The organism is Polaromonas sp. P4_F9 (genome assembly GCF_056401235.1).
In genome coordinates, this window is sequence record NZ_JBFUJT010000013.1 from 55575 (window position 1) to 71021 (window position 15447).

General features: G+C 65.2%; 12 protein-coding genes and 1 riboswitch. Of the genes, 8 read left to right on the forward strand and 4 right to left on the reverse strand.

The window, feature by feature from the left end; genetic code table 11:
* Positions 1-3: 3 nt before the first annotated feature.
* Entirely contained in the window at positions 4-1920 is a 1917-nt protein-coding gene (gene thiC, locus AC1DUB_RS13205) for a phosphomethylpyrimidine synthase ThiC (RefSeq protein ID WP_477729870.1), read from the reverse strand.
* Between the two features lie 71 nt (positions 1921-1991).
* Positions 1992-2103: riboswitch (TPP riboswitch) on the reverse strand.
* A gap of 83 nt (positions 2104-2186) precedes the next feature.
* The gene (locus AC1DUB_RS13210) at positions 2187-3263 is read right to left on the reverse strand and encodes a LacI family DNA-binding transcriptional regulator (protein ID WP_477729871.1); all 1077 of its coding nucleotides are present in this window, start codon (positions 3261-3263) and stop codon (positions 2187-2189) included.
* Between the two features lie 113 nt (positions 3264-3376).
* On the opposite strand from AC1DUB_RS13210, the gene AC1DUB_RS13215 reads away from it, so the two are divergent.
* The 5 genes from AC1DUB_RS13215 to AC1DUB_RS13235 all read left to right on the forward strand — a co-directional run bounded on the left by AC1DUB_RS13215 (position 3377) and on the right by AC1DUB_RS13235 (position 9736).
* Positions 3377-4408 (forward strand): TRAP transporter substrate-binding protein, encoded by a 1032-nt coding sequence (locus AC1DUB_RS13215; protein WP_477729872.1) that lies wholly within the window; start codon positions 3377-3379, stop codon positions 4406-4408.
* A gap of 193 nt (positions 4409-4601) precedes the next feature.
* A complete protein-coding gene (locus tag AC1DUB_RS13220; RefSeq protein WP_477729873.1) occupies positions 4602-6485 on the forward strand; it encodes a TRAP transporter large permease in 1884 nt (627 codons plus the stop codon).
* Positions 6486-6534: 49 nt separating this feature from the next.
* Positions 6535-7074, forward strand: a complete 540-nt coding sequence (locus AC1DUB_RS13225) for a VOC family protein (RefSeq protein WP_477729874.1) — start codon at positions 6535-6537, stop codon at positions 7072-7074.
* Between the two features lie 11 nt (positions 7075-7085).
* Positions 7086-8381 carry a ribulose-bisphosphate carboxylase large subunit family protein gene (locus AC1DUB_RS13230; RefSeq protein WP_477729875.1) on the forward strand — a complete coding sequence of 432 codons (1296 nt, stop codon included), beginning with the start codon at positions 7086-7088 and terminating at the stop codon, positions 8379-8381.
* 2 nt (positions 8382-8383) lie between these two features.
* The gene (locus AC1DUB_RS13235) at positions 8384-9736 is read left to right on the forward strand and encodes a four-carbon acid sugar kinase family protein (RefSeq protein WP_477729876.1); all 1353 of its coding nucleotides are present in this window, start codon (positions 8384-8386) and stop codon (positions 9734-9736) included.
* A gap of 19 nt (positions 9737-9755) precedes the next feature.
* On the opposite strand, the gene AC1DUB_RS13240 is transcribed toward AC1DUB_RS13235, so the two are convergent.
* Complete coding sequence (locus AC1DUB_RS13240; RefSeq protein WP_477729877.1) at positions 9756-10730, reverse strand: recombination-associated protein RdgC; 975 nt, start codon at positions 10728-10730, stop codon at positions 9756-9758.
* A gap of 402 nt (positions 10731-11132) precedes the next feature.
* On the opposite strand from AC1DUB_RS13240, the gene AC1DUB_RS13245 reads away from it, so the two are divergent.
* Together AC1DUB_RS13245 and AC1DUB_RS13250 are read left to right on the forward strand one after the other, a co-directional pair.
* Positions 11133-11702 (forward strand): Spy/CpxP family protein refolding chaperone, encoded by a 570-nt coding sequence (locus tag AC1DUB_RS13245; RefSeq protein ID WP_477729878.1) that lies wholly within the window; start codon positions 11133-11135, stop codon positions 11700-11702.
* A gap of 515 nt (positions 11703-12217) precedes the next feature.
* Positions 12218-13288, forward strand: a complete 1071-nt coding sequence (locus tag AC1DUB_RS13250; RefSeq protein ID WP_477729879.1) for a flavodoxin family protein — start codon at positions 12218-12220, stop codon at positions 13286-13288.
* 102 nt (positions 13289-13390) lie between these two features.
* Here AC1DUB_RS13250 and AC1DUB_RS13255 read toward each other — a convergent pair whose 3' ends face one another.
* The gene (locus tag AC1DUB_RS13255) at positions 13391-13747 is read right to left on the reverse strand and encodes a hypothetical protein (protein WP_477729880.1); all 357 of its coding nucleotides are present in this window, start codon (positions 13745-13747) and stop codon (positions 13391-13393) included.
* A gap of 730 nt (positions 13748-14477) precedes the next feature.
* Here AC1DUB_RS13255 and AC1DUB_RS13260 point away from each other — a divergent pair.
* The gene (locus AC1DUB_RS13260) at positions 14478-15248 is read left to right on the forward strand and encodes an endonuclease/exonuclease/phosphatase family protein (protein WP_477722072.1); all 771 of its coding nucleotides are present in this window, start codon (positions 14478-14480) and stop codon (positions 15246-15248) included.
* The last annotated feature ends 199 nt before the right edge of the window (positions 15249-15447 follow it).

Here is a 15447-nt window from a genome sequence, read left to right on the forward strand (position 1 = left end):
GCATCAGGAATAAATCTCGCTGCCACCTTCACGGAACTCTTTCGCCTTTTCCTCGAAGCCGCTGTCGATCTGCTTGATCGCAATCACGCCCGGTGCGGCCAGCGTGGTGGTGGTCGGGTTGAGCCTTGCAAACTCGCGCACTTCCTGCGAAATCTTCATCGAGCAGAACTTCGGCCCGCACATCGAACAGAAATGCGCCACCTTGGCGTTTTCCTTCGGCAGGGTTTCGTCGTGGTAGGCCATGGCCGTGTCCGGGTCGATCGCCAGGCGGAACTGGTCTTCCCAGCGGAACTCGAAGCGCGCCTTGGACACCGCGTTGTCCCACATCTGCGCGCCCGGGTAGCCCTTGGCCAGGTCGCCCGCATGCGCGGCAATCTTGTAGGCAATCAGGCCCTGCTTCACGTCGTCGCGGTTCGGCAGCCCGAGGTGCTCTTTCGGCGTCACATAGCACAGCATGGCCGTGCCATACCAGCCGATGTTGGCCGCCCCCATCGCAGAAGAAATGTGGTCATAGCCGGGCGAGATGTCGGTGATCAGCGGGCCCAGCGTGTAGAACGGCGCCTCGAAGCAGGCCTCGAGCTGCTTGTCGACGTTTTCCTTCACCAGTTGCAGCGGCACATGGCCGGGGCCTTCGATCATCACTTGCACGTCGTGTTTCCAGGCGATCTGCGTGAGTTCGCCCAGCGTGTGCAGTTCGGCAAATTGCGCTTCGTCGTTGGCATCGGCAATCGAGCCCGGGCGCAGGCCGTCGCCCAGCGAGAAGCACACGTCGTAGGCCTTCATGATCTCGCAGATCTCGTCGAAGCGCTCGTACAAAAAGCTCTCTTTGTGGTGCGACAAACACCACTTGGCCATGATGGAGCCGCCGCGCGAGACGATGCCCGTCAGGCGGTTCGCGGTCAGCGGCACATAGGCCAGGCGCACACCGGCGTGGATGGTGAAGTAGTCCACGCCCTGCTCGGCCTGCTCGATCAGCGTGTCGCGGAAGATTTCCCAGGTCAGGTCTTCGGCCTTGCCGTTCACTTTCTCCAGCGCCTGGTAAATCGGCACCGTGCCGATCGGCACCGGCGAGTTGCGCAGAATCCATTCGCGGGTTTCGTGGATGTTCTCGCCGGTCGACAGGTCCATCACCGTGTCGGCGCCCCAGCGGATCGACCAGACCAGCTTGTCGACTTCTTCTTCAATGCTCGAGGTCACGGCCGAGTTGCCGATGTTGGCGTTGACCTTGATCAGGAAGTTGCGGCCAATGATCATCGGCTCGCTCTCGGGGTGGTTGATGTTGTTCGGAATCACGGCGCGGCCGCGGGCCACTTCATCACGCACAAATTCAGCGGTGATTTCTTTCGGAATCGACGCATTGAAGGAATGGCCCGCCTTGGGCATGCGCTCGGTGGCCAGGCGTTCGGCCAGCTGGGCGCGCACCAGGTTTTCGCGCACCGCGATGTATTCCATCTCCGGCGTGATGATGCCCTTGCGGGCATAGTGCATTTGCGAGACGTTGGCGCCGGCCTTGGCGCGGCGCGGCACGGGCGCATGCGCCATGCGCAGTGCGGCCAGCGCCGGGTCGTTCAGGCGTTCGCGGCCGTAGGCGCTGCTGATGCCGGGCAGCGCTTCGGTGTCGGCGCGCTCGTTGATCCAGGCGCCGCGCAAGGGCGGCAAGCCGCGCGTGATGTCGATCGGCGAAGCGGGGTCGGTGTAGACGCCCGAGGCGTCATACAGGCGCAGCGGTGGATTGGCTTCGCGGCGCGGCTCGCCCGCCCCCTCGTGCACCATCGTGTCGGTCAGCGTGACCTCGCGAAACGGCACGCGGATGTCCGGGCGTGAACCCTCGATATAAATTTTGGCGGAACCGGGAAAAGGCGCGCGCGTGATACGGCTTGCGAGGTCGTTGGTGTCAACGGTGAGGCGGGTTTTAGCCATGGCTTTTGCTCCAGAAAGTCCAGAAGGTGGGGTGCCTGCCTGGGGAGCCGGGAGTTCCGCTGGGGAGTGCCGGAGCCAAGTGCCTTGTTCCCTACGCGGGCATGATCCCGATCAGGTTCGGCGGGTCTCGCATCTGCGATCTCAGCCTCAGATGAATCATCTTTGGCACCCCGACAAGCTTCGGCCATTGTAAGCACGGCGGCGAAATCCGGCAAGCGGCCGGGGTTACTACCGAATTGATAGCTGACAAATCACTGCCCTCTTGGCTAAGGCAGGTTTTCCCTGAAAATCACCTGGCTGCGCACGGCATCCACGCCGCTCATCACGTCGCGCTTGTCGCGCAGGTTGGTGAACATGCGCACACAGCTCATCATGGCGGACTGCGGGCTTTGCGTGATCACCGCGTCCATGCTGCCGTCGATCAGCATGGCGCGCGTGTCCGGCGTCAGGCCGTGGCCGATGAAGACCACCTTGTGCTCGCGCCCCATCTCTTTCAGCGCGCGCGCCACGCCGTCAGAGGCGCCGCCGATGTTGTAAATGCCCGCCAGGTCCGGGTACTGCTCCAGCAGCGTGCGGGTTTGCTCGTAGTTTTTCTGCGCATCGTCCTGCCCCTCGCGCAGGCCCACCACCTGCAGCGCCGGAAACATCTCTTCGATCACGTGCAGGAAACCGGCCTCGCGTTCCTCATGGGCGCGGTAACTCAGCGAACCGGCAATCAGCGCCACCTTGCCGCCGCGCGCGCCGGGGGCTATGAAGCGCCCGACCAGGTAGCCCGCCGTGCGGCCGGCCGCACGGTTGTCCAGCCCGACGTAACCGGCACGCCGCGAGCCCGACAGATCCGAGATCAGCGTGATGGTGGGCACGCCCCTGTCGGCCAGCTCGCTGACGGCTTCGCGCACCGCCGGGTGCTCCAGCGCCATGAAGGCGATGCCGTCGCTGCGCTGCCCGTGCTTGAGCAGGCTGGCAGCCAGCTGCTGCGGATTGAAGCTTTCAAACAGCTCGGTGCGGCACTTCACGTTGAAGGGCGTGAGGTGCTCCTGCGAATAGCCCACGGTGTCTCCCAGCATGCGGATGAAGCGGTTGCTGCCGTCGGGCAGCAAAAACGTCAGCCGCATCGGCGCTGCCGCCAGTGCCGCGTAAAGGCCTGTTTCCGGCAGGTAATCCAGTTCCGCGGCCACCTTCAGCACCTTCTGCGCAGTAGCATCACGCACACCGGGCCGCCGGTTCAGCACGCGGTCCACCGTCGCGGTGGACACCTTGGCGGCCCGCGCAATATCGGCCACACGCGCCCGCTGTGGCTGGTCCTGTGGCTGGTCTTCCGTCTCGTCAGGGATAACCCTCATACATCAAAATCCATCATTTTTCTTGTTTGACGCTTCACCACTCAACGCCTATCGTTGCGTGACTTTCACCCGATGATGCATCAAAACGCATCAAAACAAAACTGGAGACAACCATGACCGAAGTCACCCGCCGCAGCGTCCTGCGCACCCTGTCCGCCGTCCCTGCGGCCGCAATTGCAACAGGTGTGGCCGCCGCCCTGCCCTCGATGGCGCGCGCCGCCGAGTTCTCCTACAAATACGGCAACAACCTGCCGGTCACCCATCCGCTGAACATCCGCGCCCAGCAGGCCGCCGACCGCATCCTGAAGGAAAGCAACGGCCGGGTCGAGATCAAGATCTTCCCGAACAACCAGCTCGGCGGCGACACCGACATGCTGGCGCAGGTGCGCTCCGGCGGCATCGAGTTCTTCACGCCCTCGGCGCTGGTCATCGCCACGCTGGTGCCGGTGGCCGCGATCAATGCGGTTGGTTTTGCCTTCTCCGACTACAACCAGGTCTGGGGCGCGATGGACGGCAAGCTGGGCGCGCATGTGCGCGAGGCCATCAGCAAGTCACGGCTGTATGCGTTTGAAAAAATGTGGGACAACGGTTTCCGCCAGACCACCAGCAGCAAGGCCCCGGTCACCAGCGCGAAAGACATGGACGGCCTGAAGATCCGCGTGCCGGTCAGCCCGCTGTCGATCTCGATGTTCAAGGGCCTGGGCGCCGCGCCGGCCAGCCTGCAGTTCAGCGAGGTGTATTCCTCGCTGCAGACCAAGATCGTCGACGCGCAGGAAAACCCGCTGCCCATCATCCAGGTGGCCAAGCTGTACGAAGTGCAGAAGTTCTGCTCCATGACCAACCACATCTGGGATGGCTACTGGTTCATCGCCAACGGCCGCGCCTGGGAAAAACTGCCCGCCGACCTCAAAACCATCGTGGCGCGCGCCATCAATGAGGCCGGCCTGCAGCAGCGCGACGACATCAAGAAGCTCAACGAAACCGTCGCCGCCGACCTGCAGTCCAAAGGCCTGGCCATCAACCGCCCGGCCTCCGACACCTTCCGGGCCAAACTGCGCGAAGCCGGGTTCTATGGCGAATGGAAAGGCCGCTTCGGCGACGAGGCCTGGGGCCTGCTGGAGCAGGCTGTCGGCAAGCTGGCGTAAATTTTTCCCCTCTTGCTCCCTCTCCCACTGGGAGAGGGCAGGGGTGAGGGCCTGCGGCGGTTGAACAGGCGCCCCTTGCCACAGCCGGGAGCCCCCATCCCTACCTTCCCCCAGCGGGGGAAGGAGCAAGACAAGCAGGCCCACCGCCCACCTTCCACTTCAGCGTAATTATTTTCAATCCGGAGTTCCCTTCATGTCCCACGCCCCTTCTCCCGTCGCCGCCGATGCCTTGCCAGCCAATGCGCTGAGCGGCCTGGCCCATGGCGTGGACCGGGGCCTGGGCGCGGTGGTCGAAACCATTGCCGCCGGGCTGGTGCTGGCCGAAATCATCGTGCTGTTCGCCGGCGTGGTCTCGCGCTATGTCTTTCACCAGCCGCTGGTCTGGTCGGACGAGCTGGCCTCCATCATGTTCCTGTGGCTGTCCATGCTGGGCGCCGTCGTCGCGCTGCGCCGCGGCGAGCACATGCGCATGACGGCGCTGGTCAACCACGTCCAGCCGCACACCCGTGCGCTGCTCGACACCGTGGCCATCACCGCCTCGCTCGCGTTCTTGCTGCTGGTGCTGTTTCCGGCCGGTGAATATGCGTATGAAGAAACCTTCATCGTCACGCCGGCACTGGAGATCAGCAACGGCTGGCGCGCCTCGGCGATTCCGGTGGGCATGGGGCTGATGATCATCGTGGCACTGCTGCGGCTGCTGCGCATCAGCAGCTTCCAGCAGATTGCCCTCGCGCTGGCCGGCACGGCCGCCGTGGTGCTGGCCTTCTGGTTGGCGCAACCGCTGCTCGCGCCGCTGGGCAAGGTCAACCTGATCATCTTCTTCGTGCTGCTGGTGGCGGCCAATGTGTTCTCCGGCGTGCCGATTGCCTTCTCGTTTGCGCTGGCCACCTTCGGCTACCTCGCGCTCACCACCTCAACGCCGCTGCTGGTGATGGTGGGCCGGCTCGACGAAGGCATGTCGCACCTGATCCTGCTGGCCGTGCCGCTGTTTATCTTCCTCGGTGCGCTGATCGAAATGACCGGCATGGCCAGGGCCATGATCCAGTTCCTGGCCAGCCTGCTGGGCCATGTGCGCGGCGGCCTCAGCTATGTGCTGATCGGCGCGATGTACCTGGTGTCGGGCATCTCGGGCTCCAAGATCGCCGACATGGCCGCGATTGCGCCGGTGCTGTTTCCCGAGATGAAAAAGCGCGGTGCCAAACCGGGTGACCTGGTGGCGCTGCTGTCGGCCACCGGCGCACAGACGGAAACCATTCCGCCATCGATTGTGCTGATCACGATCGGCTCGGTCACCGGCGTGTCGATTGCGGCACTGTTCACGGGCGGCCTGCTGCCCGCCGTGGTGCTGGGTGCGGCGCTGTGCGCCGTCGTCTGGTGGCGCTACCGTGGTGAAGACCTGAGCGGCGTCACGCGCTACGGCAAACGCGAAATCGGCAAGCTGCTGCTGATCGCCCTGCCCGCCATCGTGCTGCCCTTCGTGATTCGCGCCGCAGTGGTCGAAGGCGTAGCCACCGCCACCGAAGTCTCCACCATCGGCATCGTCTATTCGGTGCTGGCCGGCTTGCTGCTGTACCGCCAGTTCGCGTGGCGCCGCCTCATACCCATGCTGGTCGAGACCGCCTCGCTGACCGGCGCCATCATCTTCATCGTCGGCTGCGCCACCGCCATGGCCTGGGGCCTCACGCAATCGGGCTTCTCGCAGGACCTGGCCCGCATCATGGGCAGCCTGCCCGGCGGTGCCTACGGCTTTCTCGCCGTGTCCATCGTCGCCTTCATCGTGCTGGGCAGCGTGCTGGAGGGCATTCCCGCCATCGTGCTGTTTGGGCCGCTGCTGTTTCCCATCGCCAAGGCGGCCGGCGTGCATGAAGTGCACTACGCCATGGTCGTGATCTTCGCCATGGGCATCGGCCTCTTCGCGCCGCCCTTCGGCGTCGGCTACTACGGCGCCTGCGCGGTCAGCAAGGTCGACCCGGACGACGGCATCCCGCACATCTGGGCTTACTTCGGCGCCCTGCTGGTCGGCCTGATCGTGGTTGCGGCCATTCCCTGGTTCTCCACCGGCTTCCTCAAAAACTAAATCCGGCACCAAACCTTCCCACCTCCCCCTTTCACTGGAGCGACAACACATGAGCAAATTTTTTGGCGAGATCCGCCAGCTGGGCTACGTCGTGCACGACATCGAAGCGGCCATGGACTACTGGAGCAACACCCTGGGTGTCGGCCCCTGGTTTTACAACCCCAAGGTGCCGATCAAGAACTATCGCTACAAGGGCGAATCGCACGAGCCGCACAACTCGGTGGCGCTGGCCAATTCGGGTTTTGTGCAGGTCGAGCTGATCCAGACCCGCAACGACGTGCCCTCGATGTACCGCGACTTTTTGCAGGCCGGCCGCACCGGGCTGCAGCATGTGGCCTACTGGACCAGCGACTATGACGCCGACCTGGCACGCCTGCTGAAGGAAGGCTTCCAGCCAGTGATGAGCGGCGAAGTCGGCGAGAAAGGCCGCTTCATTTATTTCGACACCGAATACCACCCCGGCACCGTCATCGAGCTGTCCGAAGTGGCCGGTCCCAAGGGCAGGATGTTCGACCTGATACGCGCCTCGTCCGAGGGCTGGGACGGCCGCGAGCCGGTGCGACCCTTTCCCGACCTGAGCAAACTCTGAAGCGCGCCGACATGCACCCCGACCGCTTTGAAGCCACCTACCTGATCGAGACCCCGCTAGCGCCCGCCCGGGTTGCCGAGGTGATGGCCGGCGAGCAGTCCTGCGGCACCTTCACCCGCGTCGAGGGCGAAACCGATGCGCTGCGCCTGCGCGCCCGCGCCACGGTGGAGTCGATCGAGGAACTGGCATCGGTGCCCGCGCCCAGCCTGCCCAATGCCCTGCTCGAACGCCAGGGCCATACCCCACCCCATGGCGGCCCGTGGCGCCGTGCCCGCGTGCGTATTTCATTTCCGGTAGCCAACGTCGGCGCCAACTTGCCCACGCTGGCCGCCACCGTGTCCGGCAACCTCTATGACCTGGGCGAGGCGAGTGGTTTGCGGCTGGAGAGCATGAAGCTGCCCGCCGCCTACCGCGCGCAATTCGACAGGCCCCGGGTCGGCATCGCCGGCACACGCCAGGCCACCGGCGTGGCCAGCGGCGCGCTGGTGGGCACCATCCTCAAACCCAACGTCGGCTTTTCTGCCGCACAAACGGCCGAGCTGGTGGGGCGCCTGTGCGCCGCGGGCGTCGACTTCATCAAGGACGACGAGGTCTGCGCCGACCCGCTGCACGCCCCGCTGGCCCAGCGCGTCCCGGCCGTGATGGCCGTGGTGCGCGAACACCAGCAGCGCACCGGCAAGCACGTGATGGTCGCGTTCAACATCACCGACGAGACCGATGCGATGAAGCGCCACGCCGACCTGGTCGAGCGCGAAGGCGGCTCCTGCGTCATGGCCAGCCTCAACTGGTGTGGCCATTCGGCCCTGCAGACACTGCGCCGCCACACCGGGCTCGCCCTGCACGGCCACCGCAACGGCTACGGCGCGCTGTCGCGGCATCCGCTGCTGGGCATGTCTTTCCAGGCCTACCAGACGCTGTGGCGCCTGGCCGGTGTGGACCACATGCATGTGCACGGCCTGCAGGGCAAGTTCTCGCAGCCCGATGCCGAAGTGATCGAATCGGCGCACGACTGCTACACGCCACTCACGGATGATGCCGAGGATGACTATGGTTTTGACGATCGCGTCATGCCGGCCTTCTCGTCGGGCCAGTGGGCCGGCACAGTGCCGGCGACCTGGGCCGCCGTGAAAAGCGACGACCTGCTCTTCATGTCCGGCGGCGGGATCCTGGCCCACCCCGGCGGGCCGGCGGCCGGTGTCGCCAGCATCCGTCAGGCCTGGGTCGCCGCACGCCAGGGTGTGGCGCTGGCCGAGTTTGCGCGCGAGGCGCCCGAGCTGGCCGCCGCGCTCGCCTTCTTCGGCAAATAAGCATGCAGGCGAGCAATAAAGACAGCACGCACAGCACGCTGAAGATCGCCTACTACGGCGATGACTTCACGGGCGCCACCGACACGCTCGCCACCGCGACGCGCGCCGGCCTGCGCACGCTGCTGTTCCTGGGCCTGCCCACCGCCGCGCAGCTCGAACGCGCCGGCCCGCTCGACTGCCTGGGCATTGCCGGCGCCGCACGCGCCATGACCCCCGTCGAAATGCAGGAAGAACTCGAGCCGGTGGGCCGCCTGTTTGCGGCGCTCGGGGCGCCCGTCATGCATTACAAAACCTGCTCCACCTTTGACAGCGCGCCGCATATCGGCAGCATAGGCGCAGCCATCCGCATTCTGCGGCCGCATGCCGGCAACGCTCTGGTACCCATTGTTGGCGGCCAACCCAACCTGCGCCGCTACTGCGTGTTCGGCAACCTGTTTGCGGGTGCGGGCAAAGACGGCGCCATCAGCCGGCTCGACCGTCACCCGACGATGCGCCAGCACCCGATCACGCCCATGCACGAAGCCGACCTGCGGCTGCACCTGGCGCAGCAGGGCCTTGAAAACGTGAGCACCATCGCCTACCCCGACTATGAACAGCTCGATGAAGCGCTGGACCGGCAGCTGGGCACCCTCCTCGCACAGGGCCCGGACGCCGTGCTGTTTGACATTGCCCATACGGACCACCTCGCCGCCGTGGGCCGCCTGATCTGGCAACACGCGCAGCGCCAGCGCCTGCTCGCCGCCGGGCCCAGCAGCGTGGTGCAGGCCCTGGCCGCGCACTGGCAGAGCGAAGCCGGCCCCGCCCAGACGGCCATCGCGCCCGCGCAGGGCCCGGTGCTGGTGCTGGCCGGCAGCCTGTCGCCGCTGACGGCGCGCCAGGTCCGGGCCGCCACGTCCTACGAACACATTGCACTCGATGCGGCCCGGCTGGACGGCGACGAAAACTACCGCATACAGATGGCCCGCCAGATCGCCAGGCGGCTGGACCAGGGCGCCCATGTGCTGGCCTGCACCTCGGGCGCAGACGGCGCCACCGTGAGCACTTGCACCAGTAGCAGCGCCACCGACGGGCGCGCGCTGGCCCAGGCCTGCGGCGACTTGCTGGCGCGCGTGCTGGCCACCCGGCCGATCAGGCGCCTGGGCATTGCCGGGGGCGACACCTCCAGCCATGCCGTGCAGGCCCTCCAGGCCTGGGGGTTGTCTTACCGCGCACCCCTGGCGCCCGGCGTGGCGCTGTGCCGGCTGCACAGCGAGCAAGCGTCCCTCGACGGGCTGGAAATCATGCTCAAGGGCGGGCAAATGGGTGGCGACACGCTGTTTGAAGAACTGCTGGCCGGCACACCCTTGCCGCTTTAAGAGAGCTGATGAAGCGCGCTTAAAAAGGCGGCGACTCTGCCTCGGCCGCAGCCAGCGCTGGGGCCAATGCCGGGGCCGGGGCCGCAGGCGCGTCAGCCCCCATCACCAGTTCGCCGCCCAGGGCCTCCAGCAAATCGGGGATCAGCCGGCGGATTTCCCCGGTGGCAATCGCGGCGTCGGCATCAAACCGGTCGGCCTTGCTGGCGGCGGCGTCGTCTTCAAACACGCCGTCGACAAACGCCAGCTTCTTGATCTGCAGCGTATCGGTCAGCATGAACGACACCCGCCCTTCCCAGGTCATGGCCAGCCGCGTCGGCAGCTTGCCATGGTTGATGTGCTGCTGCACTTCCTCGATGTCGAGCGCGTGCCGCGAATAGCGCACCACGGCCTTCGACTCGTCGCCGGCCTTGAGCTCGCATTCGCGGTCCACACTGAAACCGGCCGGCGGCTCCTGGCTGACCAGCCACTCGGACATGGCGGCCACCGGCGAGGCCGTGGTCTGCAGCAGCATGGCGCCCAGGCCGTCCATCGATTTGGCCAGGCAGGTCAACACCTCGTCGGACTTGGCCTGGCTGGCCGCGTCAATCATCAGCAGGCGCGCCTGGGGGTCTATCCACACCTGCACCGAGCCCTGCCGGGTAAAGGCCATCGGCAGCAGTTCCAGCTTGAGCTCTTCCTTGAGATCCCGGGTTTCCTTTTTGCCGGGCTTGCGGCCCGTGGCGGCTTCAATCTGCGCCGTCCGCTCCTTGACCTTGCGGTTGATGACCGAGGCCGGCACGGCCTTGCTTTCCAGCATCAGCTTGAGCAGCCACTGGCCGCCCACCGACTCGACCAGCGGGCCGTTCGCTTCGCCGCGCGGCTCCACCCAGCCGACTGATTTTTCCTGCGTCAGGCCGCACTCGACAAAGCGCATGGCCTGCAGGTTCGCTTCGAGTTGCTCCAGGGAAACCGACCACGCGGGCCCGATGCGGTACACCATCACGTTTTTGAACACGAGAAACCTTTTTGACTGTTGATTTGATTTGAAAAGGGAAGGACACGGAGTCTAGAAGACGGGCGCCCCGCGCAGCGCAGGCCAGAGACACCGGCGCTGCGAACAATGCACTGACCCACGGTTGTTGACTATGGTTTTAATAGCAACCTCACCGCGAACCACCTGGGCTGCAAATGATTTTCATCCAGCATGCCGACGGAAGGCAGCCAACCAACTGTAACAAATCAGGGCCGGCCGATCTCACGTCCGCCGCGCCGCCACCGCACAACGCCACCTTCATCCAACTTTACAAACCATCACCCGCGGGCAATGGCGCGTATACAAGCGCCGGCCACACTTGCTTTCAACCTGAAGCGCATTCATTCCTGTATCAGGCTTTTTTCTTCTTGAAAGGAAGTTTTTATGAAATCCGTTCATCGTCCCTTTTCCTTCTCCCTCAAAGCCTCGGTGCACAGCTTCATCGTCGCCGGCCTGCTGGCCACCGCCGGCGCCAGCGTGATGGCGCAAGGCGCGCCCATGGCACCGCCGGCCGGCCCTGCCGCCGCGGGCCAGCCGCCCGCGCCCCGCGGCGAGCACATGGGCCGCCACGACCCGGCCAAAATGCAGGCCTGGATCGCCAAACGCCAGGCCGAACTGAAGGCCCAGCTCAAGCTCACGCCGGCCCAGGAAGGCGCCTGGACCGCGTACACCGCCGCCATGCAACCCCCCGTCCATGGAGCACGCCCGACACCGGAACAGCGCGCCGAGTTTGACAAGCTGACCACGCCCGAGCGCATCGACAAAATGCGCGCCCAGCGCAGCCAGCGCATGAGCGAGATGGCCGCCGCGATGGACAAGCGAGACGCAGCCACCAAAACCTTTTATGCCGCGCTGACACCCGAGCAGCAAAAAACCTTTGATGCCGATTACAAGAAACGCGGCCCTCACGGCGGTCATCGCGGCCACCATGAAGGCGGCCCGCGCAAGGGCTAGGACGCCACGCTCTCAACCGGGCCACGGCCTGCACCGGCGCTCCCTGACAGGGTGGCGCCGGTGCAGGCCTTTTTCATGCGGGCGGCAAACCCTCGTCGCTACTTTTCAATAGCAACCAATCCAAACACTTATCGGGGCTCAGGCCGGTTTTGGCGTTGATTTCCGGCCGGCCAGACATAGGCCAAAAGCCGCGTAGGACGCCGCCCAAAGCCCCTCCGCACGCGCCGCAGCCTGACCAGGGCCTGTGAGCGCTATTTATGCAAGATGCGTTGCGAGTCAAAAAGGCCATGAGCAAGGCGCAAAACGCAGGCGGGGTAGACCCCGCCAAGGCTTTGCAACGCCGCGCAGGGCCTTTTTGATCGCAACCCGAAGGGAATGGGGTGAAAACAGCGCCACTCTGCGTTGCGCTCCTAGCCCAGACGCCCGGTCTGGGCGTCGTCGCGCGCCTTGATTGGCGCTGTTTTCACCCCATTCGCATTTGCATAAATAGCGTTAACAGGCCCTAAACTGGCCGGATGACCGATATCCGCAAAGGCCAGGCGCCAGCCGTTTTGTCGCGCAGCGTGTTTCATGAGCGCTTTATGCAGTCGTTCATGGACCCGGCCTTCCGGGCCGAGGATTCCGCCATTTCCCGCGTAGAGCAGATTGCCTGGGAGGCCTACCAGCAAGGCCGCAAGGCACCGCTGACCCGCAAGGCCGGTCCGGGCTATGCCGACCCCGACTACGAGCTGTCCGTCGAATGGCTGGAGACCAGAAGCCGCCTGGAAAAAGCCCAGGCCGCATGGCAGGACCCCGCGACCCGCTCACGCGTGCTGCTCATCTGCGGCTCCGCACGCAACGACGGCACCTGCCCCGGGGAAATCTCCAAGACTTTCCGCATGGTGCAATGGGCGCAAGAAACCCTGCAGCAGGCCCAGCTGGACACCGATGTGCTCGACCTCAGCCTGCTCACCTCCAGCTACCACCTGCATATTCATCCGTGCAAGGGCTGCGTCTCCACCGCGATGCCGCTGTGCCACTGGCCCTGCAGCTGCTACCCCAACCATTCGCTCGGGCAAACCGGCGACTGGATGGCTGACATCTATAAGCGCTGGACGGCGGCGCATGCCGTCATCATCGTGACGCCGGTTTACTGGTACCAGTCGCCCAGCCCGCTCAAGCTCATGATGGATCGTCTGGTCTGCGCCGACGGCGGCAACCCGGACCCCACGAGCACCCACGGCAAAAAACCGGCCGAAGCCAAGGAACTGGAACTCAAGGGCTGGGACTACCCGCAGCACCTGGCGGGCCGCGCCTATGGCCTGGTGGTGCATGGCGACGTGGCCGGCATTGAAGGCGTGCGGCGCGGCCTGTCGGACTGGCTCGACTGGATGGGCCTGATCGACGCCGGCAGCCAGGCACGGCTGGATCGCTATGTGGGTTACTACGAGCCTTACGCGACCAGCCACGCGACGCTGGATGCGGACCAGGCCATGCAGGCCGAGGTGCGCAATGTGGCCGGCGCCGTCGCCACCGCCGTGAAGGCCCTGCGCGCCGGTACGCTGTCCCAGCCAGACAAGGGCCTGGCGCGTCCGCGTCCCAAATAACAGGCAACAAGCCTGAAGCAGGCCACGCACAGCGAGGGCCCGCCGGCATCATCCCCTGCCGGCTTACCAAGGCCCTCTATGGGGCCGGGTGAACCGATTGGTCTAGCCCGGTGCAACGCCCTTGAGGTTATCCGTCGGCGGCGCCTTTTCCTTGCGCGCAGCCCGCTTGGCGTCCCTGGTGGCCTTTTTCTCAGCCTTGGCCGCCGCGCGTTCCTCCGCGCTCTTCGGCGTGCCGCCGGTCGGCGCAGGGCTCACAATGTCGTCCTGGCTCTTGGTCGCGGCGGCTGTGGGAGCCTTTTTCCCAGGCTTGGCTGCGTCGCGTTCCTCCGCGGTCTTCGGCGTGCCGCCGGCCGGCGAAATGCCGGTCTGGGCGTGCGCCGCGGCGCCGAACATCAGCGCGGCCGTCATCGCCGCGGCCAACGGGATGGATTTCATGGAAAACTTCTTGATCTTGAGCATGTGGATTCCTTTGACGGACCGGGTACGCCGTACCTGGCTCGAGGCTGGTTGATAAAAAAACACGCCCACCACCGTCCACGACGGCAGGCGCTCTTGTCACTTTAGGGGTGCGGCGCAGGATGCCTATCGGAAAGGCACACCGCACCCTGTAGGACGGAGTCCCTCTCGCTGCTGTGGCGCTGCATCACCTGACATCAGCGCGCGGACCCGGGGATGGCGGGGATTGGTTTCACCCGACGGGCAGCGTGCATTTTCCGGCCCCGGGCGCCGCCCTTTGGGCCAGAATAGCGAGAAGGTTCCACCGCCGTGTCACCAGGCTGGACAACGCAAAAAGGGAATCAGGCCATGAACCGGAAACAGGCGAGCGAAAGGCCAGCAAAAAAGCGAAAGGCGAGATGAGCTACCCTTACCTGTTCCAGATGATCGACAAGGCGGCGTTTCTGCCTGGTTGGGGTGCTTGCAAAGGCTGATTTCCGCCAAATAAGTTGCTGTCCTACACTTTCATTCATCCCCCGGCCGCAACAATGACTAGGGACGATCCAGGCTCTTCTTTTTTTCTTTTTTTACCTGAGGCGTCTCTCCCCTTTTTATGCAGTCTCCCGTCCGCCCGCCCCCTCCCTCCTCACCGCGCCGCGCGCCTGGCACGGTGTCACAGGTCGCACCGGAGCTACTACCCGAGGCCGCCACCTCCATCGACATGGCGGCGGTAGAGGCCGACACCCAGACCGCGATGGCGGCCGCCAGCGCCGAGTCGTCATTTCTGTTCAAGGTGCTCACGGTCAACATCCACAAGGGCTTCACCTTCTTCAACCGCAAGTTCATCCTGCCCGAACTGCGCGAGGCGGTACGAACGGTGGGGGCGGATGTGGTGTTCCTGCAGGAGGTCACCGGCAACCACCTCAAGCATGCGGACAAGTTCGACAACTATCCCGACACGCCGCACTACGAGTTCCTGGCCGACACGATCTGGCCGCAGTTCGCCTATGGCCGCAACGCGGTCTACACCAACGGCCACCATGGCAACGCCGTGCTGTCCAAATTCCCGATCGTGCGCTTCGAAAACCGCGATGTCTCCATCAGCGGCCCGGAGCGTCGCGGCCTGCTGCATTGTGAACTGAAGGTCCCCGGCCGCAGCGTGAATGTGCATGCCATCTGCGTGCACCTCGGCTTGATGGAGACCCACCGCGTGCAGCAAATGGAAATGCTGTGCGACCTTGTGCGCAGTGACATTCCGGCCCACGCCCCCGTGGTCGTCGCGGGCGACTTCAACGACTGGCGGCTGCGGGCACACACCGTGCTCGAAACCGGCGCCGACCTGCATGAGGTGTTCGTTCAGGCCAACGGCCAGGCCGCAAGAACCTTCCCCGCGCGTTTGCCCCTGCTGCGGCTGGACCGCATCTATGTGCGCAACGCCATCGGCCATGCGCCGGTCGTCCTGCCCAGCCGGCCCTGGTCGCACCTGTCGGATCACGCGCCCCTGGCGGCGGAGATTGAATTGTAGATATGGCCCCCACGCTTGTCACTTCGTGTACTGCGCTGCCCCCCGAGGGGGCTGACCTTGCTTGGGGCGGCCCGGCGCGGCGGTCTCTGGCCCCCACGCTTGTCACTTCGTGTACTGCGCTGCCCCCCGAGGGGGCTGACCTTGCTTGGGGCGGCCCRGCGCGGCGGTCTCTGGCCCCCACGCTTGTCACTTCGTGTAC

Excerpts from the sequence above, each read along its gene's own strand:
- thiC (WP_477729870.1), bottom strand. The coding sequence starts at position 1,920 with ATGGCTAAAACCCGCCTCACCGTTGACACCAACGACCTCGCAAGCCGT.
- AC1DUB_RS13210 (WP_477729871.1), bottom strand. The coding sequence starts at position 3,263 with ATGAGGGTTATCCCTGACGAGACGGAAGACCAGCCACAGGACCAGCCA.
- AC1DUB_RS13215 (WP_477729872.1), top strand. The coding sequence starts at position 3,377 with ATGACCGAAGTCACCCGCCGCAGCGTCCTGCGCACCCTGTCCGCCGTC.
- AC1DUB_RS13220 (WP_477729873.1), top strand. The coding sequence starts at position 4,602 with ATGTCCCACGCCCCTTCTCCCGTCGCCGCCGATGCCTTGCCAGCCAAT.
- AC1DUB_RS13225 (WP_477729874.1), top strand. The coding sequence starts at position 6,535 with ATGAGCAAATTTTTTGGCGAGATCCGCCAGCTGGGCTACGTCGTGCAC.
- AC1DUB_RS13230 (WP_477729875.1), top strand. The coding sequence starts at position 7,086 with ATGCACCCCGACCGCTTTGAAGCCACCTACCTGATCGAGACCCCGCTA.
- AC1DUB_RS13235 (WP_477729876.1), top strand. The coding sequence starts at position 8,384 with ATGCAGGCGAGCAATAAAGACAGCACGCACAGCACGCTGAAGATCGCC.
- AC1DUB_RS13245 (WP_477729878.1), top strand. The coding sequence starts at position 11,133 with ATGAAATCCGTTCATCGTCCCTTTTCCTTCTCCCTCAAAGCCTCGGTG.
- AC1DUB_RS13250 (WP_477729879.1), top strand. The coding sequence starts at position 12,218 with ATGACCGATATCCGCAAAGGCCAGGCGCCAGCCGTTTTGTCGCGCAGC.
- AC1DUB_RS13255 (WP_477729880.1), bottom strand. The coding sequence starts at position 13,747 with ATGCTCAAGATCAAGAAGTTTTCCATGAAATCCATCCCGTTGGCCGCG.
- AC1DUB_RS13260 (WP_477722072.1), top strand. The coding sequence starts at position 14,478 with ATGGCGGCCGCCAGCGCCGAGTCGTCATTTCTGTTCAAGGTGCTCACG.